At 65.4% G+C, this 23153-nt stretch carries 15 protein-coding genes; 11 read left to right on the plus strand and 4 right to left on the minus strand.

Annotated features, from left to right (window positions below):
* Positions 1-92: 92 nt before the first annotated feature.
* On the plus strand, positions 93-1154 hold the full coding sequence (gene mgrA / locus E5A73_RS05770; RefSeq protein WP_135962843.1) for an L-glyceraldehyde 3-phosphate reductase: 1062 nt from the start codon (positions 93-95) through the stop codon (positions 1152-1154).
* Complete coding sequence (locus E5A73_RS05775; protein ID WP_135962844.1) at positions 1151-1618, plus strand: GreA/GreB family elongation factor; 468 nt, start codon at positions 1151-1153, stop codon at positions 1616-1618. The genes mgrA and E5A73_RS05775 overlap by 4 nt, the downstream gene beginning before the upstream one ends.
* Positions 1619-1731: 113 nt before the next feature.
* Here the strand turns inward: E5A73_RS05775 and E5A73_RS05780 are convergent, their stop codons facing one another.
* On the minus strand, positions 1732-5061 hold the full coding sequence (locus tag E5A73_RS05780) for a TonB-dependent receptor (protein ID WP_135962845.1): 3330 nt from the start codon (positions 5059-5061) through the stop codon (positions 1732-1734).
* Positions 5062-5226: 165 nt separating this feature from the next.
* Positions 5227-7362, minus strand: coding sequence for an NAD-dependent DNA ligase LigA (gene ligA / locus E5A73_RS05785; protein ID WP_135962846.1), 2136 nt, complete (start codon positions 7360-7362; stop codon positions 5227-5229).
* A 72-nt stretch (positions 7363-7434) separates the two neighbouring features.
* On the opposite strand from ligA, the gene E5A73_RS05790 reads away from it, so the two are divergent.
* Together E5A73_RS05790 and E5A73_RS05795 are read left to right on the plus strand one after the other, a co-directional pair.
* The gene (locus tag E5A73_RS05790) at positions 7435-8679 is read left to right on the plus strand and encodes an MBL fold metallo-hydrolase (protein WP_135962847.1); all 1245 of its coding nucleotides are present in this window, start codon (positions 7435-7437) and stop codon (positions 8677-8679) included.
* A gap of 34 nt (positions 8680-8713) precedes the next feature.
* Positions 8714-9208 carry a hypothetical protein gene (locus tag E5A73_RS05795; protein WP_240700049.1) on the plus strand — a complete coding sequence of 165 codons (495 nt, stop codon included), beginning with the start codon at positions 8714-8716 and terminating at the stop codon, positions 9206-9208.
* 10 nt (positions 9209-9218) lie between these two features.
* Here E5A73_RS05795 and E5A73_RS05800 read toward each other — a convergent pair whose 3' ends face one another.
* Both E5A73_RS05800 and E5A73_RS05805 read right to left on the minus strand, forming a co-directional pair.
* Entirely contained in the window at positions 9219-9791 is a 573-nt protein-coding gene (locus tag E5A73_RS05800) for a DUF3617 domain-containing protein (protein WP_135962848.1), read from the minus strand.
* A 107-nt stretch (positions 9792-9898) separates the two neighbouring features.
* On the minus strand, positions 9899-10936 hold the full coding sequence (locus E5A73_RS05805) for a GGDEF domain-containing protein (protein WP_168355825.1): 1038 nt from the start codon (positions 10934-10936) through the stop codon (positions 9899-9901).
* Positions 10937-11614: 678 nt separating this feature from the next.
* Here E5A73_RS05805 and uvrB point away from each other — a divergent pair.
* The 7 genes from uvrB (at position 11615) to E5A73_RS05840 (ending at position 23141) form a co-directional block, all read left to right on the plus strand.
* Complete coding sequence (uvrB, locus tag E5A73_RS05810) at positions 11615-13810, plus strand: excinuclease ABC subunit UvrB (protein ID WP_135962850.1); 2196 nt, start codon at positions 11615-11617, stop codon at positions 13808-13810.
* A gap of 123 nt (positions 13811-13933) precedes the next feature.
* Complete coding sequence (locus tag E5A73_RS05815) at positions 13934-14359, plus strand: hemerythrin domain-containing protein (protein WP_135962851.1); 426 nt, start codon at positions 13934-13936, stop codon at positions 14357-14359.
* A gap of 41 nt (positions 14360-14400) precedes the next feature.
* A complete protein-coding gene (locus tag E5A73_RS05820) occupies positions 14401-14934 on the plus strand; it encodes a hypothetical protein (RefSeq protein WP_135962852.1) in 534 nt (177 codons plus the stop codon).
* A gap of 464 nt (positions 14935-15398) precedes the next feature.
* Entirely contained in the window at positions 15399-15875 is a 477-nt protein-coding gene (locus E5A73_RS05825; RefSeq protein WP_135962853.1) for an RNA polymerase sigma factor, read from the plus strand.
* Complete coding sequence (locus E5A73_RS05830; protein WP_168355826.1) at positions 15875-16831, plus strand: FecR family protein; 957 nt, start codon at positions 15875-15877, stop codon at positions 16829-16831. The genes E5A73_RS05825 and E5A73_RS05830 overlap by 1 nt, the downstream gene beginning before the upstream one ends.
* Positions 16832-16940: 109 nt before the next feature.
* The gene (locus tag E5A73_RS05835; RefSeq protein WP_135962855.1) at positions 16941-20351 is read left to right on the plus strand and encodes a TonB-dependent receptor; all 3411 of its coding nucleotides are present in this window, start codon (positions 16941-16943) and stop codon (positions 20349-20351) included.
* Between the two features lie 72 nt (positions 20352-20423).
* A complete protein-coding gene (locus tag E5A73_RS05840) occupies positions 20424-23141 on the plus strand; it encodes a M16 family metallopeptidase (protein WP_135962856.1) in 2718 nt (905 codons plus the stop codon).
* The last annotated feature ends 12 nt before the right edge of the window (positions 23142-23153 follow it).

Below are 23153 nucleotides of genomic sequence, written 5' to 3' on the forward strand. Positions count from 1 at the left end.
TAGCCATTATAGGACGTTCGACAGCCGGGCTGCGTCGCGCCGCGCGATCGGCTACAGCCTCGCTCTCTCTATTTGCCGGAGTTTCCCCACGCATGTCCTATCCGCAGCCCTGGACCGCCGATCCCGCCCGTTACGACGGGCGCATGCCCTATCGCCGTTGTGGGCGGAGCGGGCTCGATCTGCCGGCGATCAGCCTCGGGCTCTGGCAGAATTTCGGCGGGACCGATGTGTTCGAGACCGGCCGCGCGATGCTGCGCCGGGCGTTCGACCGCGGCGTCACCCATTTCGATCTCGCCAATAATTACGGCCCGCCTTACGGTTCCGCCGAAGAGAATTTCGGGCGCGTCCTCGCGGCCGATTTCGCGCAGCATCGCGACGAATTGGTGATTTCGACCAAGGCCGGCTGGGACATGTGGCCGGGCCCGTACGGCGATGTCGGCGGATCGCGCAAATATCTGATCGCTTCCTGCGACCAAAGCCTCGAGCGGATGGGAGTCGATTATGTCGACATCTTCTATTCGCACCGCGTCGATCCGAAGACGCCGCTCGAGGAGACGATGGGCGCGCTCGCGCACCTCCACCGCCAGGGCAAGGCGCTCTATGTCGGCATTTCGTCCTATTCGCCCGAGCTGACGCGCCAGGCGGCGGCGATCCTGGCGGACTATAAGGTGCCCCTGCTCATCCACCAGCCGAGCTACTCGATGCTCAATCGCTGGATCGAAGACGAACTGCTCGACACGCTCGGCGATCTCGGCACCGGCTGCATCGCCTTTTCGCCGCTCGCACAGGGGATGCTGTCGTCCAAATATCTGAACGGCGTCCCCGCCGATGCCCGCGCCGCCAGGAGCGGGTCGCTGAGCCAGGGGCTGCTGTCGGACGCGAACATCGCCCGCATCCGCGCGCTCAACGTAATCGCCGGGCGCCGCGGCCAGACGCTCGCGCAGATGGCGATCGCCTGGGTGCTGCGCGATCCGCGCGTCACTTCGGCGCTGGTCGGCGCGCGCACCGTGGAGCAGCTCGACAATTCGCTCGACGCCGTGAACAATCTTGCTTTCAGTTCCGAAGAACTCGCCGAAATCGATACGTATGCAACCGAAGGCGCGATCGATCTTTGGAAGGAATCATCCACGCTAGAGGATTTGCCGCAACGATGAGCGTCGCCTTCCGCCGCGACAGCGACGAGGAACATAAGGAGCCGAAGTTCGAGATCCCGCTCGCCTCGGGTCCCAATCTGGTGACTGCGCGCGGGCTCGCGCTGATCGAAGCGAAAGTGACCGAGCTCGAAGGCGCGATCGCCGCCGAGGCGGCGGAGGAGCCGCGCGAAGTGCTCAAGCGCGAGCTGCGCTACTGGAACACCCGGCGGACCACCGCCGAGATCGCGCCGCCGCCCGAGGACGGCGTGGTCGGGATCGGCTCGCGCGTGCGAATCCGGCTGGCGGGCAAGGAGCGCGTGATCGACGTGGTCGGCAATGACGAAGCCGATCCGCATGCCGACCGGCTCGCATTCTCGGCACCGCTGGCGAACGTCCTGCTCGGCGCGGAGGCAGGCGAGCGGGTCGATTTCAACGGCCGGCCCGAGTCGATCGAGATCCTGGAGGTTTCCGCGATCCCGGACTGATCGGGCCAACTGTCCAACATCCGTTCGCACGAACGGAAGCTGGCCAAGCCGATCACAAACGAAACGGGCGCCGGCCGAAGCCGACGCCCTTTTCTGTTCTTGCGAAATCGCGATCAGAACGAGAAGCGAGCGCCCACCCGGATCAGATAGAGCGAACGGCGCACTTCGATCGTGCTCGCGTTCGGCTGGATGAAGCTCGAGTAGCGATACTGCGCGCAGGGCTGCGCCGACGAGCTGTTGATCACTGCCGCGCCCGGCGTGGTGCCGGTAGCGATCGGCGCCGAGAGGCACTGCACGCGAACCGCGTCCTCGACATAAGGGAACAGCGCCTGGCGGAAGCCGCCCCAATCCTTGTTGATCAGGTTCGGCAGGTTCTCGATATCGGCGAACAAGGCGATGCGCGACTTGCCGATGAAGGTCGGGATTTCCTGCTCGAGATGCACGTCCATGCGCGTGTAGGCGCGCGAGCGGGCGACGTTGCGCGGCGCGATCTTGCCGCGATAGTTCTTCAGGTTGCTGTTCGCGACGAGGTTCTCGAGCGATGCCTGGGTCGCTGCGGTGTCGTAGCTCACGATCGGATCGGTGCCGCTGGTCGGCACATAGAGCAGGAAGCGATCGTCACGCCCGGTGACGCCGAACACCGCGCTGCGGGTCGCCGAGCCGGCATCTTCCATCGTGTAGCTGTACGGACGGCCCGCCTGGGTTTCGCCGAACAGCTGGATGCGGGTCTTATAGTCACCGTAGAAGGCGTGGTTGAAGCCGACGCCGTACTTGAACGACCAGGCGACCTGGTCATTCGCAGTGCCGTAGGCGGCGCCGCGGCCGTCGACGAATGCGCCGTTGCCATAGTTCGAACCCGCGGTCGACGACGTCGCCGGGGCCTGATCCTTCACGTCCTGCTGCGAGTAGTTGAAGTTCAGGTCGAGGCCGAAGTCGAAATGCTTGTCGACGCGGATGACGCCGATGTGGCTGCGGCCCTTGGACGAATTGGTCAGCAGGATGTCGGTGTTGGTGTTGGTGCCGACCAGCGGGCCGTAGCGAGTGCGGCCGTCAGGCAGCGTCCCGATCGGGATCGAGCGGATGTCGGTGAAGAACACCGATGCATTGGTACGGCTGAAATAATAGTCCGCACCGAAGCGCCAGCCGCCGCCGAGGAAGTTGCGCGGCGTCCAGTCGGCCGACAGGGTCGCCTTCCAGACATTGGGCACTTCGAAATCGGGGTCGAGCGCGTTGATATTGGCAAGACCGTTGGCGCCGGTGTTGGGGATCTGCGCCTGCAGCCCCGCCGGGATCGAAGTGCCCGAGACGTTGCTCAGCAGCGGCAGCGCGGTCGCTGCCGCGACGTTGGCGCCATTGATCTGATATCCCGTGGTGCAGTTCGCGCTGATCACGCAGCGCTGGACGGTCACCGAGTTGATCGCCACGCCACCGACGCCGGCACCGGCATTCGAATAGCTGTTCGACAGATAGACGTCGGGGGTGCCGCCGCCGAAGATGCCGACGCTGCCGCGGAGCTTGAAGTCGTCGATCGGCTTCCAGTCGGCGCCGATGCGCGGCTGGAACAGGCCCTTGCCGGCGATCGTGTGGGTATTCGAGAAGCCGTAGCGGCTGGTGAAGCCCGGGTTGAGCGGCACCGGCGTATCGGCGTCGAACAAGTCGTAGCGCAGGCCGATATTGACGTTCAGGCGATCGGTGACCGCGATGTCGTCCTGCAGGCCGAAAGTGTACTGGCGGTACTTGAAGTCGGCTGCCGCCTGGTTCTGATCGCCGGTCGCGGTGTTCTGGTAGGTCACCTGGCTGGCGAGGCGGTTGTTGAAGTCCGCGAGCGAGTCGAAGTAATAATTGCCCAGCGTGTTTTGCAGGAACACGTTGAAGATCCGCACTTCGTTCATCTCGGCGAGCAGGCGCAGGTCATGCGCACCCTGGCTCCACCGCGCCTGGACCGAGCCGCCATAGGTGTCGGTGTAGAACTGGTTCGCCTGGGTCGAGTTCTCGACGCCGAGCGAGTAGAACGGATTGTTGGTGCCGCAGGTGGTCGGCTGGTCGTTGGTGGTGTTGGCCGGCGAGCCCACCGCCGAATCGTTGGTCGCGTCGCCGCACACGCGGAACTGGGCGAAGCCGCCCTCGCCGCCGGGAAGCCGGCCGCGCTCATAGCTCTTGTAGAGGAAGCGCGCCTCGGTCGAGAAATTGTCGCTCCAGTCCGAGTTCAGCTGGAGGATGCCCGCGCGGAGCAGCTCGGTGTTGCTGTAGCTGTTCGATTGCAGGCCGAAACTCGGAGTCGAAGCGTTGGTGCTGACGTTGCCGAGGATATCGATCGTGTCATAGGCGTTGATGTACGAAAGCGACAGGCGCTGCCCGTCAGTGATCTGCCAGGTCAGCTTGCCGACGATCTTCTCGTCCTTCTCCTGCGAGATGTCGAGAATGCCACCGGCGTCATAGCCATAGACGCTCTGCGCGGCCGCCGCGACCGCGGTGGCGGTGGCGGTGCTGCTGCCCGGAATGCCCGAGAACGGCTGGAGCGGGTTGCCCTGCACGTTGCGCTCGGCCGAGAGCATGAAGAACAATTTGTCCTTGATGATCGGGCCCGAGATCGTCGCGCCATAGGTCTCGCTCTTATAGTCGAGCGGGATCGTCGTGCTGCCGATCTTGGTGCCCGAGAGCGAATCGTTGTTCTGCGAGTAGAAGCCGGTGCCGTGGAACTCGTTGGTACCCTGCAGCAGAACCGCGTCCACCGCGCCGCCGAGGAAGTTGCCCTGGCGGATGTCGACCGGAGCGAGCGAGACGGTGAACTGCGCGATCGAATCGATCGGCACCGGGCCGCGGCGGGTCGGGTTGGCGTCGGGGTTGAGGCCGAAATTGTCGCTGACGACGACGCCGTCGATCGAGAAGCGGTTGTAGCGCGGATTGACGCCGGCGAACGAGATCGAGCGGCCGCCCGACGACGTGTCCTCGATGCGCGCGAACGGATCGCGGCGCATCAGGTCGCGGATGTCGCGGTTGACCGAAGCGACTGCGGCGATGTCCTCGCGGCGCAGCAGCGTCTGCGGACCGGTCGAGGTGCTACCGGCACCGGCAAGCGACGAAGCGGTGACGACGATCTCGGCCGAATCGCTCGACGCGGCGATCTCGATCGGCACGTCATAAGGCTGGCCGACGACGGTGTAGATGTCGGTGACGGTGACGTTGCCCGCGCTGCTCTGCACTTCGACCGAATAGGGGCCGCCCGGACGGAGGCCGCCGGCATTGAAGCTGCCGTTCGCATCGGTGGTCGCATTGGTGCGCTGCCCCGTCGCGGTATCGGTGATGGTCACCGTCGCGCCACCGACTGCGGTGCCTTCGGAAACCACGGTACCGCGGATGCTCGAGGTGGTTTCCTGCGCGCTCGCGGCGGCAGGAATCATCAGCGCGGCAGCTGCCACGCCAGCGAAGAGCTTGGTGCGCATTTTAGAAGTCCCTTTCGGAGTGCCCTGGTGCACGAATACACGCGCGGTGTCGTTCACCGTCGCGCCGCCCTTGGAATTCATTTATGTCGACTCGATGACAGTCAACGGGGAGCGGCTGTGCAAGCTGTTGGTAACAGTTGATTCATTTGTTGCGTTGCAAAAAGGTCACTTGGCGGTAGCGACGATCTCCGCCCATTCCGCCTCGCTGATCACCCGGATTTCGAGTTCGGCCGCCTTTTTGAGCTTCGATCCCGCGCCCGGCCCGGCGATCACCAGATCGGTCTTCGCCGATACCGATCCGGCGACTCGCGCACCGAGCGATTCGGCCTGTGCCTTCGCCTCGTCGCGGCTCAGCGTCTCCATGCTGCCGGTAAAGACGAGCGTCTTGCCCGACACTTCGGACTCGCGCGTCTCGACTACGAACGGCGGCGGCGCGACCTCGGCCAGGAGATCGTCCCACACGGCGCGATTGTGGGGCTCGTGGAAGAAGTCGGCGAGTGCCTGGCCGACGGCGCCGCCGACATTCTCGACTCCGATATGCTCGGCGACGGCCTTGTCGAGCCGCGCGCGGTGCTTGGCGTCGCTCTCGCCGATGACCGCCGGAGCCCCGTCGCGCAGCGCGATGACTTCGTCGGCGAGCGCCTTGAGCGCGTCGAGCGTGGTGTAACGCTTGAGCAGGTCGCGCGCGGTGATCGCCCCGATGTGGCGAATGCCCAGCCCGAACAGCAGCCGGGCCGCATCGGGCGCGCGTTTGGCCTCGATCGCGGCGAGCAGTGCGTCGACGGACTTCTCTTGCCAGCCTTCGCGCCCGAGCAGCGCGTCGCGGTGCGCGGCGAGGCGGAAGATGTCCGCGGGCTCGGCGATCCAGCCGAGGTCGAGAAATTCGACCAGGGTCTTCTCGCCGAGCCCCTCGATGTCGAGCGCGCCGCGGCTGACGAAATGCTTGAGGCGCTCCAGCCGCTGCGCCGGGCAGATCAGCCCGCCGGTGCAGCGGACATCGACTTCGCCTTCCTCGGCGACCGCTTCCGAGCCGCAACGCGGGCAATGGTCGGGAAAGGCATAAGCCGGCCGGTCCTCGTCGATCGTGAGGTTCTCGACGATCTGCGGGATCACGTCGCCGGCGCGCTGGAGCATCACCCGGTCGCCGGGGCGCACGCCCAGCCGCGCGATCTCGTCGGCATTGTGCAAGGTCGCGTTGGTGACCACGACCCCGCCCACCGTCACCGGCTCGAGCCGCGCGACCGGAGTCAATTTGCCGGTCCGCCCGACCTGGATGTCGATCGCGCGAAGCGTCGTCTGCGCGCGCTCGGCGGGGAATTTGTGCGCCAGCCCCCAGCGCGGCGCGCGCCCGACAAAGCCGAGCCGCGCTTGCCAGTCGAGCCGGTCGATCTTGTAGACGACGCCGTCGATATCGAACGGCAGATCGGCGCGCTGCGCCTCGATCATTCGATATTGCGCCAGCGCCGCAGCCAGATCGAGCGGACCGGCGAACAGATCCGACACCGGAAACCCCATGGTGCGGATCGCGGCGATCACTTCGGTCTGCGTCTCGCCCGGCAGGTCGCTGGTCTCGCCCCAGCCCCAGGCGAGGAAGCGCAGCGGCCGCGATGCCGTGATGCTCGCATCCTTCTGGCGCAGCGATCCCGCGGCGGCGTTGCGCGGATTGGCGAACTGGCGCGCTTCCTTGCCTGCGGCCTCGGCCTCGGCGAGCAGTCTCGCGTTGAGCGCCGTGAAGTCCGCCTTGGCCATGTAGATCTCGCCGCGCACTTCGAAGATGTCGGGCGCGCCGGCGATTGCGTGGGGAACGTCGCTGCCGATCGTGCGGGCATTGGCGGTGACGTCCTCGCCGACCTGGCCGTCGCCGCGAGTCAGCGCCTGGACCAGCGTGCCGCGCTCATAGCGCAATGAGCAGGACAGCCCGTCGATCTTGGGCTCGGCGGTCAGCGCGATCGCGGCATCCTCGGCCAAATTGAGAAAGCGACGGACGCGGCCGAGAAAGTCGGTCACATCCGCGTCGGCAAAGCCGTTGTCCAGGCTGAACATCGGCCGGGCATGCGCCACTTTCGACAGATGCCCCGCAGGCGCGGCACCGACCTTGCGCGACGGCGAATCGGCGCGGACCAGCGCGGGATATTCGGCTTCGATCGCGGCGTTGCGCTGCATCAGCGCGTCGAACGCGGCGTCGCTGATCTCGGGGGCGTCGTCGGCATGGTAGCGCCGGTTGTGATAGGCGATTTGCTCGGCAAGCCGCGCCAGCTCGGCGGCGGCTTCTTCCTCGGTCCGGGGCAGCGCGGATGTCATGCCCGTCGGTTAGGGGAGGGTGGCGCCGCCGATCAAGCTTGATTGCGTCCCGAGGCGCCGCGATAGGGGCAAATGCGCCCGCTCAAGCTCCTCCTCGCCGCCTTGCTCTGGGCAGTCGTGATCCTCTGCCTCGGCCTCACCGCGCTGCCGCGCTTCCTCGACCGCATCTATTATCGCGGACCCGTGACCGCGCATTTCGACGGCGCGCATTTCTTCAATCCCGACGACGACGACGATCGTCTGCCCGCGGGAAGCAGTCGCCTGCGCCTGATCGCGCAGCGGATCTTCGGCGATTCGACTCAGCCGGCCTGGCCCGATCGAGTCGCGATCCACCCGTCCAGGCCAAGCGCGCGCGTCGACGGGAACGCAATGCGCGTCACCTGGATCGGGCATGCCAGCGTGCTGATCCAGACCAACGGCCTCAACATCCTCACCGATCCGGTGTGGAGCGAAAGCGCCGGGCCGTTCGGATTCGGCCCCAGCCGCGTCGCCGAACCCGGCGTGCGCTTCGAGGACCTGCCGAAGATCGACATCGTCCTCGTCAGCCACAATCACTATGATCACATGGACCTAACCACGCTCAAGCGGCTCTGGGATCGGGACAAGCCGATCATCGTGACCGGCCTCGGCAACGATGCGCCGCTCCGCGCCGCAGGCATTCCGGGGCGGCACGACCAGACCGATTGCGGCGATTGTCCCGGCGTCGAGGCGCTGGACTGGGGCGAATCGACCGGGGCGACCCGCTTCGACAATCCGTGGAGCGGAGAGGCGCCGAAAACGCCGGTCACGCCGGCGATGGTGCATGTCACCCGCAACCATCACTGGGACAGCCGATGGTTCAGCGACCGCAACCGTGCGCTCTGGTCGAGCTTCGTCGTCCAGCTCCCCGGCGGCAACCTCTTCTTCTCGGGCGATACCGGTCTGGGCGACGGCAAATGGCCCGCAGAGGCCGCCGCGCTCGGCCCGATCCGCTTCGCCGCGATCCCGATCGGCGCGTTCCGCTTCGAAGAGGATCAGATGGGCAGCGGCAGTCATATCGGCCCGCGGGATGCGCTGCGCGTGTGGGACGGGCTCGGCCGGCCGTTCGCATTGCCGATCCATTGGGGCACCTTCCGGCTGTCGCGCGAAGGCTATGCCACCCCGCCGCGAATGCTCGCCGCGATGCAGGCCTGCGCCGGCAGCGACCCGGCGCGCTTTGCACCGGTGGTGATCGGCGTCCCGTTCGACGTGCCCGCGCTCGGCGGATCGCCGTCGCGCCCCGATATGGCACGAGTCGAAGCCTGCGCGCGCGCCGGCCGGTTCGACGCGTTCCGCTGAGCGGCTTGAGGCTCCGCCCGGACCGGCGTATCTGATGCGCAGGAGAGGGGCTCTGGAACAGATCAACCGCCGCGCGATGCGCGCGCCGCGCCGATACGAGACGACGATCGACCGTACCGGGCTGGCGCTCGGCGCGGGCAGCGCGCTCGCCGGCGGAATCATCTTCGCGCTGCTGCTGCTCGGTGGCCAGCGCGATCCGCTCAGCCTGCTCGGCGGCTGGCTGATCGGCAGCCTGTTCTCGGCGATCGGGATCACCGCAGTGGGCGGCCCGATCTGGCTCACTCTCCATATCGCCGGGCTGCGCCGCGCATGGCACGCCGCCGCGGTCGGCGCGATGACCGCGATGCTGATCTTCGTCGGCGCGCAGACCTATGGCTTCGGCGTGCTCGACATGCCCGCGATGGACGCCCGCACCCTGCTGTACCGCTGGCTGAGCGCGCTCGCGTCGAGCGCGATCCTCGCCGGCATCGCCGCGGCGATCGGCGGGGTGATGTGGCGCATCGCCTATCGCCGGGGGGTGGAGCGCTGAGCCGCGGGGCTCAGCCCTTGGCCTGCGCCGGGCATTCGCCGACCCGCGCCCCGGTCGAGCGCATCCGCACCCGCGAATAGCCGGGCTGGCCCGCTGCGCCGGTCAGATTGTCGATCGCCACGTCGAAGCCGGTCGCCGAAGTGGTGCCGTTGATCAGGATCGCAGTCGCGGGCGCATCGGGCTTGCTGCACTGGATCTTGGCGTCGACTTTCCCGCCCTTCGCGACATAGCGGATGAAGGTGCATTTGCCCGCGGCGCTTTCGAGCTTTTCGATGTCGAACGGCTTCAATTGCTCGGCGGTCTTGCACTCGGTCGCGTCGCGCTCGAGCCGCTTGGCCAGCGCAAGCTGCCGCGCATTGTCGCTGTCCGGGCCGGTATCGACCGATTCGATACGCAACTCGGCCTTCCACAAGCCGGGCCTGACCGCGGTCTTCGGCGCGGCGGCCTTGATCAGCTTCGAAACCTGATCGGTGGATGCATCGGTGACCTCGATCTCGCCGGTCTCGGCGGCGTGCTTCTCCGCGGCGGATTGGCACGCGGAGAGGGCGAGGGCGGCTGCTCCGAGGACGACGATGGCGCGCATGTGGGATTCCCTACCGGTTCTCCGCTCCCAAAAGCCGAATTGGCAGCGCTTGGCAATCCGGGCGGTAACCGGATTTGGTATAGACGATCAACGTTTAATCGCTCCGTTCAGGCGCTCCTGCGAAGGCAGAGCCCAGGGTTGTCCAGCCCTTCCCTACCCCCAAGCTCATCTCTTCGCAGGAGCAAGGCTTGAGGTTGGCAAAGGGCCGGCTTCCGCCCCAAATGCAGGCATTCAGCGGCAATCAGCCACTCGCCGCAACCGGACGCCCCGTTCGGGCCACACCCCACGGCGCGTACTGGGCCGACTGCGGACAGGCCGCTTTGTCGTGGTAATCCCTGGCCGCTGCCGGGCGCCCTCCAGCCGCCGACTTCCGACGCGCCAGCAGTGCGAATCCAGATGGCACCGCCCTCGTTCTTGGCCTCGTACATCAATCGATCGGCAACGCCGATATGGGCTTTGTCGACACCGGTTTCGCTCAGGTTTAACACCAGGGCGCCGATGCTGCAGCCCAGCGCGAACGGCGTCTGCATACAGTTCATCTGCAGATGCAGTGTCTTGGCGAGCCGGTAGCCTTCGGCTTCGCTGTCGACCGGCAGGAACAACAGGAATTCGTCGCCCCCAATCCGGGCGAACACGTCGCTCGATCGAATCAAATCACGGACCCCGCTCGCGAAGGCCTGTAGTGCTTCGTCCCCCGCGGCATGGCCGTGGCGGTCGTTGATCTGCTTGAAGCCGTCGAGGTCGACATAGGCGAGTATGCCCCACGCCCGATGCCTCGCAGCCGCACCGGCGTTGTCGTAGAAGGCCTGCTCGTTGACGAGCCCAGTTAATGGATCGCTGCGCGCGCGATGCCATTCGCGATCGTACGAGCGGCGCGTGCCGGACATCAGTACGATGATGATCGTCACCGCCAAGATCCGCATGGCGATGTTCCAAGCGATTGCAGTGTGACCGAGCGGATAAGCCTCCAGCCCGTTCGCCCCAAGCGATACCGCCACGCACGCGGCGCTGGTCAGCGCGGCCTCGCGCCACCCCAAGGTCCAGGCCGGCATGCAGACGATCAGCAGGTACATCGGGCCGAACCACAGGGCATTCCCGGTCGCACAATCGGCGAGGCCGGCGATGACGACAGCTGCGGCGGTCACGATGCGTGCCTGTGGGCGCGATAGCGCCGTCGTCCAAACAGTCAGAGCGTCCAGTCGATCATGCCAACACCGGGCGGGCGGAATCGCTTGAGGGGACCAAGGTACATTCATTCTGTTGCCGTAATGATAAGAACGTAAAGCTTGTATTACGATGGTCAGCCAGGCGGTATCGAGGTGAGAGCTGCATTGACGCAGCTTCAGATGGCAGCTTCCTGGTTCAACGGCGCGAGCGCTCGACGACCCAAATTAGGGCGAGTAGCGGACGTCCTAAGGCGCGACAGCGAATATCCGCTTACTCAAACCGCCGCAAAGCGGCCATTCCGTTTTCCACCCCATCACCCATTTGCTGTCATCTCACGCGGCATCAAATTGCTGGTAAAATAGGATTTGATCTGCTTTTGTTCTATCAATGAGCAACGTGGAGAATCTTTTCTCACTATGCCGCACTCGCTGCCGTAGCTTTGCCGCCGCGTGCGAGGCGCGAAACCGGCGCGTGGCTGGCGCGTGCGTGGCGCATAGGTGTGGCGTCTGTGTCGCGCCGGTGCCGCGTACCTGCCGCTTCGCCGCCGCGTCGCCGGCACCTTCCCTCCTGTGTCCCGCTAAAAACACGCTTTCGAGTCAACCGGAGTCAACCAGTCAACTAATTGCGTCCCCCGATAGAGGCACCATATTCCCACCATGGTCATCCAGATCCGCACCACTCTCGACGAGCCCGATACCGGCCAGTCCTTCGTCCCGCACCGCCCCAATCGCCCCGACAAGCTCGAGGGTGGCCGGGCGTTCAAGCTGGTCAGCGACTATCAGCCCTCGGGCGATCAGCGCTTCGCGATCCCCGAACTGGTCGAGCAGGCCAGGAATGGCGAGCGCGATCAGGTGCTGCTCGGCGTCACCGGATCGGGCAAGACCTATACGATGGCCAAGGTCATCGAGGAGCTCCAGCGCCCGGCGCTGATCCTTGCCCCCAACAAGATCCTCGCCGCGCAGCTCTACGGCGAGTTCAAGAGCTTCTTCCCCGAAAACGCCGTCGAATATTTCGTCAGCTATTACGATTATTACCAGCCCGAAGCCTATGTCGCCCGCTCGGACACGTACATCGAGAAGGAAAGCTCGGTGAACGAGGCGATCGACCGGATGCGGCATTCCGCCACCCGGTCGCTGCTCGAGCGCGACGACGTGATCATCGTCGCCTCGGTGTCGTGCCTCTACGGCATCGGCTCGGTCGAGACCTATTCGGCGATGATCTTCGACTTGAAGAAGGGCCAGGTCGCCGACCAGCGCGAGATCATCCGCAAGCTCGTCGCGCTCCAGTACAAGCGCAACGACCAGGCGTTCGCCCGCGGCAATTTCAGGGTGCGCGGCGACAGCCTCGAAATCTTCCCGTCGCATTATGAGGACAGCGCCTGGCGCATCTCGTTCTTCGGCGACGATATCGAGGAGATCACCGAGTTCGACCCGCTCACCGGCAGCAAGGTGGCGAATTTGGACTATGTTCGCGTGTTCGCCAATTCGCACTATGTCACGCCCGGCCCGACGATGAAGCAGGCGATGGGGGCGATCAAGCACGAGCTGACCGAGCGGCTCAAGGAGCTCGAGGCCGAAGGCAAATTGATCGAGCACCAAAGGCTCGAGCAGCGCACCAATTTCGATCTCGAGATGATCGCGGCGACCGGCTCCTGCGCCGGCATCGAGAATTACAGCCGCTTCCTCACCGGCCGGTTGCCCGGCGAGCCGCCGCCCACCTTGTTCGAATATCTGCCCGAGAACGCGTTGCTGTTCGTCGACGAGAGCCACCAGACGATCGGCCAGATCAACGGCATGTCGCGCGGCGATCACAAGCGGAAAATCACGCTGGCCGAATATGGCTTCCGGTTGCCCTCGGCGATCGACAACCGGCCTTTGCGCTTCAACGAATGGGACGCGATGCGCCCGCAGACCACTTATGTCTCGGCGACTCCGGGCGGGTGGGAGATGGAGCAATCGGGCGGCGTGTTCGTCGAGCAGGTGATCCGCCCGACCGGACTGATCGACCCGCCGGTCGAGATCAAGCCGGTCGAGGAACAGGTCCAGGACCTGATCCAGGAGTGCAAGAAGACCACGGCGCTCGGCTATCGCACTTTGGTCACCACGCTGACCAAGCGCATGGCCGAGGATCTCACCGAGTACATGCACGAGGCGGGACTGAAGGTCCGCTACATGCACTCGGACACCGAGACATTGGAGCGGATCGAGCTGATCCGCGACCTGCGCATGGGCGTTTACGACGTGCTGATCGGCATCAATCTGCTGCGCGAGGGGCTCGACATTCCCGAATGCGGGCTGGTCGCGATTCTCGATGCCGACAAGGAAGGCTTTCTGCGCTCGGAGACCTCGCTGATCCAGACGATCGGCCGCGCCGCGCGCAACGTCGACGGCCGCGTGATCCTTTATGCCGATCGCATCACCGGCAGCATGGAGCGCGCGCTCGCCGAGACCGGGCGGCGCCGCGAGAAGCAGCACGCCTATAATCTCGAACACGGCATCACCCCCGAGACGATCAAGCGCAGCATCGGCGACATCATCGCGCACGTCTCGAACAAGGACGGCGTCACCGTCGAGATCGATGCCGATCGCCCGCACATGGTCGGCCACAATCTGCGCGGCTATATCGAAGAGCTCGAAAAGAAGATGCGCGACGCCGCCGCCAATCTTGAATTCGAGGAGGCGGGCAGGCTGCGCGACGAGATCCGCGGGCTCGAGGCCGAGGAACTCGGGCTGCCGCCTGGCGAGCACAAGGCGCCGATCATGGGTCGCAGCAACGAAGGCAAGCCGGGCACGCGCAAGACGCGCTACGGCAAGCAGAGCAAGACGCGGATGGGCGGCGCGCGGCGGAATTGATTTACGTTAGAAATTCAAGAATATCAAATAGATAGAATCGCGTAACCATACGTAGTCGTGACTCTACGGACTGACTGTTCTATAATGAACGTGCTTGAGTAGACTCCAGATGGAGGCGAGTGCGTGATCGAAGGGCTTTGCGCGGAACATCGAGCCCTCGAGGCTCAGGCTGCGCGATTGCTCCAGATCGTCTCCGCGAGCGTGCCGGATGCCGCCGCGGTCGCGGTGATGCGCTGGCAGATGGCGCAGGCGCTGCGCGACCATTGCAGCCGCGAAGACCAGTTGGTCTATGATCGGCTGCTCTCTTCGGGCGACGCGGTCGCGACCGACCTCGCCTGGTCCTATCGCCAGGAGCACGGCTTGCTCGGCCCGGCATTCGCCAATTACATGGCCGCCTGGCCGGTCGGCCGGATCGCGCACGAATGGGAGCGGTTCCGCGCCGAGACGCGAATCCTGATGGCCGATCTCGCCGAGCGGATCGCGCGCGAGGAGCAAGTGCTCTACCCCCATGTCGAGCGAGTCATCGCGCGCCAGCGGGCGGCCGCCTGATCCAAGGTTGAGGCGGCGGGGGACTTCCCGCATAAGGCGGCATGCGTCTTCTGTCCGTGTTCGCCAGCCTATCCATCGCGACTCTGGTTGCCGGCTGCGTGGCGCCCAGCCAGCCTCCGCCGCGGCCCGCCCCGCCGGTCGCGGTGCCCGCTCCCGCGCCGACTCCGGCGCCCGCCCCGCCGCCGAGAAGCGCGGACTGGCGCGACTGGCCGCCGACCCCCGGCAATTGGAGCTGGCGGCCGGAAGGGCAGGGCAGCGTCGCCACATTCGGGTTGCCCGGCCAGGCCCCCGAGCTGACGCTCCGCTGCGACCGTTCCCGCAGCCGCATCCTGCTGTCCAGGCGCGGACAGCTATCGGCGCCGACCCTCATCGTGCGCACCACCAGCCAGGCCCGGACGCTCGCCGTCACTGCCGCCACGACCGGTGCGAGCGCGGAGCTCGGTGTGCGCGACGCGCTGGTCGATGCGATGGGCTACAGCCGCGGACGCTTCGTCATCGAGGGTGGCGGCATGCCGATTCTGGTGGCGCCTGCCTGGGCCGAGATCCTGCGGGTGGCAGAGGATTGTCGCGGCTGAGCGCGTCGGGCGAACCACAGACCTTTGAGAATCGCACTATCTTTCTCGTAAAACAAGACTTGTTCTGCGACTCGCAATGATTCAAGATTCCTCCGTGGCCGCAAGTCACGCTCGTTCTTCAACTAGCGAAAGGAGGTGATCCGATGTCTCATGGTTCAGCAATGGGGTCGGTTCAGTTCGTTCGGGAGACGCGCCGCTGAGTTGAAGGCGCGGACGGAAGCCCTCCGTCCGTAGATGCGCGGGAGGTATTCTCCTCTAGTCAACGCGCATCGCCCTTCGCGAAGCGGCCCGCATGGTCTCCCGAGCTGGAACTCTCCGGCCGCTGACCATGTCGGAGGTCGCCGGGCACCCTGATGGGGCCCGGCGGCCTCTTTCATTTTGGGAAGACGGACGGCCGATTCACGAAGCATGTCCGATTCCCGCATCCCGCGCGTCTTAGGACTGAATGGAGATCCGGAAAGCCGATGCCGAGCCTAGCTGAGATGCTGGCCAGAGCCAGACGGGCGGTGCTTCGGCACGGGGTCTCGGAAGAGGATGCGGACGAATTGGTGCAGGATGCCTTCCTGAAGGTCGAGCAATATGAGCGCACGCATGCTGCGCGCTCGCGCGAGGCGTTGCTCGTCACTGCCGCGGTAAACCTGTCGATCGACCGCAGCCGCCGCCGTGCGCGCTCGCCGTTCGTCGATATCGACGATTTCCATGCGATCGCCGATGCGACCCCCGATCCTTCGCAGATCGTCGAGCAGCAGGCGCGTCTGCGCCATGCCGCGGAGGGGCTGGCGACGCTGCCTGAACGGACGCGGCGCATCCTGCTCAAGCGCCGGCTCGAGGATATGAGCTATGCCGAGATCGCCGCTTCGGAGGACATGTCGGTCGCCGCAGTCGAAAAGCAGGTTGCCCGCGCGACGCTTCAGTTGATGAAGTGGATGGCGGAATGGTGATGCCGACCCCGCTCTTTCGCGCCGAAGTCGATGCCGACGCGGCAGCCTGGCTCGCACGGCTGCAGGCAGAGGGGCGCAGCGAGGCCACCGAAAGCGCGTTCAAGGCGTGGCTCCACGCCGATCTTGCGCATCAGGAGGCATTCGAACGCGCTACCGAAATCTGGGCGATGATCCCGGGCGCGATGCTCTGCTCCGGGGTGTCCACGCAGGCGCCTGCTTCGCTTCCGATCCGCCGCACCCGTGGCCGCGCCGCCGGGTTCGCGATGGCGGCTTCGCTGCTGATCGTGCTCGGTGCGGGCGGCGGCTGGTGGCTGCTGACGCGTCCGATCGACTATGCGACGAGAGTCGGTGAGCAGAAGATCGCGACGCTCGAGGACGGCAGCCGGATCGCGCTCAACACCGACAGCGAAGTCGATGTCTCCTATGAGAAGGATGTCCGCCGGGTGACGCTCGAGCGCGGAGAGGCGATGTTCGAAGTCGCGCCCAATCCGAGCCGCCCGTTCGTCGTCCGCGCGGGCGACAAATTGGTCAAGGCGATCGGCACCAGCTTCATCGTCCGCCGCGATGCCAGCGGCGTGATCGTGACGCTGATCCAAGGCAAGGTCTCGGTCAGCGACGTGACCAAAGCCGCAGTTCAGCCCACCTTGCTGGCGCCCGGAGAGCGGCTCACGGTGCCCGCGAGCGCGCCATCGGTGATCGACCAGCCGCCGATCGAGGCGGCCACGGCGTGGCGTCGCGGGCAGGCCGTGTTCAACGATACGCCGCTTTCGTCCGCGGTTGCCGAGCTCAATCGCTACGGCGGACCGCGCGTCACGGTCGACGATCCGCGGCTGGCTGGCCTGCGCATATCGGGGGTGTTCGCAACCAACGACACCGCCGAATTCGCCAATGCCGTGGCGGCCTTGTATCGCCTTCGTGTCCAGAAAGCCGGCCGCGAGCTCCATTTATTGCGCTGAGTCCGCGTGCAGTGACATTTTTGTTTCCCGGCCGTGTCGGTTTTGCATTGCAGCATCGTCTGGTTAACTGAGGGGTCGCAAACCTCGCGGGCCCGAACGGGGGGAATCGATGGTATCGAGAGTCACGCTTTCGGCGTTGGCCGCAACGGCATGTGCGTTCGCCGGGCCGGTCAGTGCATTCGCGCAGCCAAGTTATGCGTTCGATCTGCCTGCGCAGCCGCTCGAGAAGTCGCTCCGCGCGGTCGCCGGCCGCACCGGCTCCAACATCGTCTTCTCGGATGACGCGGTTCGCGGCAAGACCGCCCTGGCGCTGCGCGGGGAGTTCGGCGCCACCGCCGCCTATCGCCAATTGCTCGCCGGATCGGGGCTGACGCTCAGCGTCACCAGCGGCGGCTCCTATATCGTCAACCGCCCCCAGTCCCAGAGCACCAGTGGAGCCGCTGGCGCCATCCAGGGCCACGTCGCCGAGGCCGACGGCACGCGCAACATCGCCGGCGCACTGGTCCGCATCGTCGAAACCGGTCAGACCACCAAGGCCGATGATCTCGGCAATTTTCGCTTCGTGAGCGTTCCGGCTGGCAGCTATACGCTCGAGGTCTCGTTCCTCGGCTATCCAACCGTCACGCGCACCATCAACGTCGCCGCTGACGGCCATGCCGCAGTCGAGCTCGCCATGGGCGATACTGCCGAGACCGCGCCCGACGTCGTCGTCTACGGCTCGCGCAGCGCCCGCGCCAATGCGCTCAACCTCCAGCGCACCGCCTCGAACAATTCGGACGTCATCTCCGCCGACGATCTCGGCAACTTCACCGGCACCACCTTTTCGGACGCGCTGCGCCGCACCGCGGGCGTGTCGTTCCAGCGCGACAGCGTGACCGGCGACGGCACCAACGTCATCGTCCGCGGGCTCGATCCGGACATGAACAGCGTCAAGCTCAACGGCCTCCAGCTGCCGGTGGGCAACGGCACCGGCCGTTCGGCGGATCTCAGCAACCTGCTCGCGGATTCGGTCAGCAAGATCACGATCAGCAAGAGCCTGCTCCCCAGCCAGGACAGCGCCGGCACCGGCGGGCTGATCGAGATCGAGACGCTGTCGCCGCTCAATCGTCCGCGTCGCTATGCCAATTTCCAGCTCGAGGGTGGGCTGAGCGGGAAGGATTTCAGCAAGGACGTGCTCGCCTCGGGCACGATCGCCGGGCGTTTCGGCGCGCAGGACAATTTCGGCATCAGCGCCTCGGTCCAGTATCGCCGCAATTCGGTGCGCAACGTGTCGTACAACACGGTGACTCGCTTTGGCGCGTTCCTGCCCAACGCCGCGGACGGCACACCGACGCTGACTACGACGGAGGGCCTGGATCCGCGTGCGACCTTTCCCTTCGTCGCAGGCGATGACGATGCCTATGTCCTCCAGCTGGCGACCAGCTTCAACCATGTGAAGCAGACCACGCTGGCCGCGACCGTCTCGGCCGAGTGGCAGGTCGCCGACCATACCAACTGGAAGTTCGATTTCCAGCACGCCGAGGCGAACCGCACCACTTATGACATGCGGGACACCTTCGGCGCGCTGAGCGAATATTCGGACGTTCCGGGGGGCGATGCCATCTCCGCGCTGAACCTCAGCCTGGCGTCCGGCAACGCCGCCCTGCAGCGTCAGCAGGCGTATCACTATGATCCGAACGCCAAGACGATCACCGACACCTACAGCTTCAACGGCAAGACCACGGCCGGCAAGCTCACCTTCGTCTACCTGGCCGGCTATGCGCACGGCAGCGAACGGCACCATAAAAATAGCACGCTCGACATGCGCACGCCTGACATCGACGCGACGGCAGCCTATTTCCAGCCCGGCGCCACCGATGCATCGCTCGGCTACATCGTCAGTCCGTTCGGCCGGCGCGGCGGCGATGCCATTCCGATCCCGCTGCTCACCGATGCCGGCTGGGCATTGATCAACGATCCCTCGCTCTACACGATCACCGTCGGCACCGGGCAGATCGACTCCAGCACCGGCAGCAATGATCGCTACACCGGCGATGTCAGTCTGCGCTGGGACGTTGGCGTCGGCCCTCTCACGTACATCCAGGTCGGCGCCCGGTATGAACGGGCCGAGTTCAAGAACGACAATGCGCGCACCCAGTTCGGCGGAAACGCATCGCTGGCAGACCTCAAACTGCCGTTCTCGCCGACCGACCTCACTCGCGTCGGCGTGACCGGTGCGAACTTCACTGCGTTGAGCGAGAATACGCTGATCAACTTCATCGACAATATCGGCGACTATCCGGCGGTGATCCTGTCGCCGATCGCGCCGGTGGCGGGGCAGGACGAGCAGGGGACGCGCGAGGACAATTATGCCGCTTATGTCCAGACCAGCCTGCAGTTCGGCAAGCTCGAGCTGGTCGGCGGGGTGCGCTACAACCGCACCGATCTGCGCGCCTCCAATCTGCTCTTTCCCACGTATATCGGCCCGATCCTGCCGGAGAACGGCGGCGGCTTCGGCGTCGACTTGGCCTTCCAGAACCAGTTCAGCAAGCTGGTGACCGAGACGGCGAAGTCCGAGGACTTCCTGCCGCGCGTGCTGTTCAATTTTCGCCAGAGCGACAATCTGATCTTTCGCGGCGGCTATTTCCTGTCGGTCGCGCGGCCGCAGATCACCAATTTGTCGAATCAGACGCGGATCACCTTCGTCAATATCCCGATCCCCGGCCCGAATGGCGTGCAACCGATCCTCCAGCTCAATTCGGGCAATCCGAACCTGAAACAGGCGACGACGCACAATTTCGATCTGAGCGTCGAATATTATCACAAGATCGGCATCATCAAGCTCGGCGGCTTCTACAAGCGGATCAACAACCTGCTCCAGGCCAACGAGACCAACGGCCCGGCCAGCCTCGCCAATGTGACGTTGCCCGACCACCCTTATTTCCAGGGCCCGCCCTATTTCGATCCGGCAAATCCGCAGAACTTCTTCATCAACGGCGGCTCGCCGATCAACAGCGAGCATGCGGCGACGATCTGGGGCGTGGAAGGCCGGTTCGAGCGTCAGTTCGATTTCCTGCCCGGCGCGCTGAGCGGCCTGGGCGTGATCGCCAACTATACCTACACCAAGAGCAGCCGCTGGCAGCGCTACAGCTGGGCCTCGGCCCCGGCGGGAGAGGACAATCTCTACGAATTCTCCGGCCTGCCGTTCAACCAGCAGCCCGAGCATTCGGGCACGGTCGCGCTGAACTACAACAAGTTCGGCTTCGACGGCACGCTAGCCTACAGCTTCCAGTCGCGCACGCTGAACAATTTCATTCCGCGCGGCCTCTCGGTCTATGAAAAGGGCGTGCAGACGCTCGATCTGCGGGCCGAATATTATGTCGACCCCCGGACCCGCAACTACCGGATATATTTCGAGGCGTCTGACTTGCTCAAGGGCACCGAGACGCCCGACGTCCAACAGCTGATCGCCGGCTATTACACTCGCGCGACCTATCTCGGCGGCCGCAAGTTCAAGATCGGCGCCGCCGTCACCTTCTGAAGAACCCGTGCAGAATACCCATTGCCGGCGCCTACCCGTGCGGGAGCCGGCGCTTCAAGGAAAGCCATCGTTATGAAGTCCTCCAAACTGCTCCTCGCGGCGGCAGCGCTCGCGATTGCCGCCGCGCAGCCCGCAGTCGCGCAGGAGCTCGCACCCTACCAGCAGTTTACGCTCGCCAACGGGCTGCGGGTGGTGGTGCACGAGGATCACAACACCCCGAAAGTGGCGGTGTCGGTCTGGTATCACGTCGGATCGATGAACGAGCCCGAGGGCAAATCGGGCTTCGCGCATCTGTTCGAGCATCTGATGTTCAACGGCTCCGAACATCACGACAAGGAATATATGCCGCCGCTGCAGGAAGTCGGCGTCTCCGGCGTCAACGGCTCGACCGCGCTCGATCAGACCTGGTACTATGAGATCGTGCCGACCGGCGGGCTCGAGCGGGTGCTGTGGCTCGAATCGGATCGGATGGGCTATCTGCTCGGCGCGGTCACCCAGGCCAAGCTCGACGAGCAGCGCGCCGTTGTCCAGAACGAGAAGCGTACCCGCGAGAACCAGCCTTATGCACTGATGAGCGAGCGCGAGGGCGCGGGCGTGTTCCCGCAGGGGCACCCCTATCACCACTCGACGATCGGCTCGATGGAGGATCTCAATGCGGCTTCGCTCGAGGACGTGAAGTCGTGGTTCCGCGAATATTATGGCGCGTCCAATGCCGTCGTGACGCTCTCGGGGGACGTCACCGTCGCGCAGGCAAAGGCGCTGGTGGAGAAGTATTTCGGCAGCATCCCCGCGGGTCCGCCGACCGGGCGGGTGACCGCGTGGGTGCCGGTGCTCGAGCGCGACAAGACCGAAGTGATGCAGGAAGCGGCGCCGCAGACCGCGATTCAGTGGAGCTGGCCGGTCCCGGGCCGCGGCACCGCCGAGGCGCCGTCGCTGCGCATGGCGGCGCAGATCCTCGGCCGCGGCAAGACCTCGCGCCTCTACCAGGCGCTGGTCCACGACCAGCAGATCGCCACCTCGGCCTCGGCCAGCTACAATAGCTATGCGATCGCCGGCACCTTCTCGATCGACGTGCGGCTCAAGTCCGAAGCCGATCGCGCCAAGGCCGAAGCGGCGATCAAGGCAGTGATCGCCGAGTTCCTCGCCAAGGGGCCGAGCGAAGCCGAACTCAAGCGCACCAAGACGACGTCCTATGCCGACACCGCGCGCTCGATGGAGTCGATCTACGTCAAGGCGATGGCGCTTTCCGATGGTGCATTGTTCGCCGGCAATCCGGGGCAATATCGGATCGACGAGCAGAAATTCGCCGCGGTCACCGGGCAGGACGTCCGCAGCATCGCCGACGGCTGGCTGACCAGGCCCGCTTACCGGCTCACCGTGCTCCCTTATGGCAGCCATAATGTCGTTGCCGACACTGCCGATCGCACCAGGCTTCCGCCGCTCGGCGCGTCGCCCGATCTCAAGCTGCCAACGCTCCGCGAGGCGAAGCTCTCCAACGGCATCCGCGTGCTCCTGTCCGAGCGTCCCGGCACCCCGACGGTCGAGCTCGCAATGGTATTCGATGCGGGCCAGGCCGCCGAGCAGCACATGAAGCGCGGGCTGCAGGGCTTCACCCTCGGCGCGATGGACGAGGGCACTAGGACGCTGAGCGCGCAGGCCTTTGCCGAACAACAGGCGATGCTCGGCGCGCGCCTCTGGGCCTATGGCGATTCGGATACTGCGGACTTCGCTTTGTCGGCGCTGCCGCGGTCGCTCCCCGAATCGGTCGCGCTCTGGGCCGATTACATCCGCAATCCCGGCTTCCGGCCCGATGATCTCGAGCGTGACCGCGCGCTGCATCTCTCCGGCCTGTCGCAGTCGCTGGTCGATCCCGGCGAAATCGCCCAGCGCACCTTCGGCTATCTGCTCTATGGGCCCGATCACGCTTACGGCACCGCGCTTGCCGGCCGGGCGGAAACGATCAAGTCGCTACGTCGCGAAGACCTGATCGCCTTCCACGAAAGCTGGATCCGGCCCGACAATGCCGTGATCTATGCCTCGGGCAACACCGATCTTGCCGCGCTGACCACAGCGCTAGAAAAGGCATTCGGCGACTGGAAGGCGCCGGCCCGCCCCAAGGGCATCAAGACGCTCGATGCCGTCTCGCCGCAGCAGGCGGCGCGGATCGTGCTGGTCGACAAGCCCGGCGCGATCCAGTCGGTGATCCGAGTCGGCCAGACCGCGGCCAGCGGCCTCGATAGCCACGATTTCGAGCTCGGCGCGATGAACGACGTGCTCGGCGGCAACTTCACTTCACGCCTCAACATGAACCTGCGCGAGGGCAAGGGCTGGACCTATGGCGCCAACAGCTACGTCGCCGAAGCGCGCGGCCCGCAGGCGTTCGCCGTGGCCACCAGCATCCAGACCGACAAGACCGCCGAAGCGCTGGGCGAGATCGACAAGGAAATCCGCGCCATTCAGAAGGGCCGCCCCACCACGCAGGAAGAACTCGATCTGCTTACCAAGGGCCAGGTGCTGGCGCTGCCCGGCCAGTTCGAGACCAATCAGGCGATGGTCGGCTATCTCCAATATGTGAACCGCTTCGGCCGGCCCTATGAGTACGTCACCACGCTGCCGAAGAAATACGCGGCGCTGACCCCGGCGACGATCACGGCAACTGCCGCAATGCTCCATCCGGATGCGCTCACCTGGGTGATCGTCGGCGATCTCGCAAAGGTCGAGCAGAAGGTCCGCGCATTGAAGCTGGGCTCGGTCGAAGTCTGGGATGCCGAGGGCCGCAAGCAACGCTGAGCCGGGCTTCGG

This window comes from Sphingomonas gei, from assembly GCF_004792685.1.
GTDB lineage: Bacteria > Pseudomonadota > Alphaproteobacteria > Sphingomonadales > Sphingomonadaceae > Sphingomonas > Sphingomonas gei.

Bases quoted from the DNA above. Each gene is read 5' to 3' on its own strand.
- E5A73_RS05830 (WP_168355826.1), top strand. From the start codon at position 15,875: ATGCCGACCCCGCTCTTTCGCGCCGAAGTCGATGCCGACGCGGCAGCC.
- uvrB (WP_135962850.1), top strand. From the start codon at position 11,615: ATGGTCATCCAGATCCGCACCACTCTCGACGAGCCCGATACCGGCCAG.
- E5A73_RS05795 (WP_240700049.1), top strand. From the start codon at position 8,714: ATGCGCAGGAGAGGGGCTCTGGAACAGATCAACCGCCGCGCGATGCGC.
- E5A73_RS05835 (WP_135962855.1), top strand. From the start codon at position 16,941: ATGGTATCGAGAGTCACGCTTTCGGCGTTGGCCGCAACGGCATGTGCG.
- E5A73_RS05840 (WP_135962856.1), top strand. From the start codon at position 20,424: ATGAAGTCCTCCAAACTGCTCCTCGCGGCGGCAGCGCTCGCGATTGCC.
- mgrA (WP_135962843.1), top strand. From the start codon at position 93: ATGTCCTATCCGCAGCCCTGGACCGCCGATCCCGCCCGTTACGACGGG.
- E5A73_RS05825 (WP_135962853.1), top strand. From the start codon at position 15,399: ATGCCGAGCCTAGCTGAGATGCTGGCCAGAGCCAGACGGGCGGTGCTT.
- E5A73_RS05800 (WP_135962848.1), bottom strand. From the start codon at position 9,791: ATGCGCGCCATCGTCGTCCTCGGAGCAGCCGCCCTCGCCCTCTCCGCG.
- E5A73_RS05790 (WP_135962847.1), top strand. From the start codon at position 7,435: ATGCGCCCGCTCAAGCTCCTCCTCGCCGCCTTGCTCTGGGCAGTCGTG.
- ligA (WP_135962846.1), bottom strand. From the start codon at position 7,362: ATGACATCCGCGCTGCCCCGGACCGAGGAAGAAGCCGCCGCCGAGCTG.
- E5A73_RS05820 (WP_135962852.1), top strand. From the start codon at position 14,401: ATGCGTCTTCTGTCCGTGTTCGCCAGCCTATCCATCGCGACTCTGGTT.
- E5A73_RS05780 (WP_135962845.1), bottom strand. From the start codon at position 5,061: ATGCGCACCAAGCTCTTCGCTGGCGTGGCAGCTGCCGCGCTGATGATT.
- E5A73_RS05775 (WP_135962844.1), top strand. From the start codon at position 1,151: ATGAGCGTCGCCTTCCGCCGCGACAGCGACGAGGAACATAAGGAGCCG.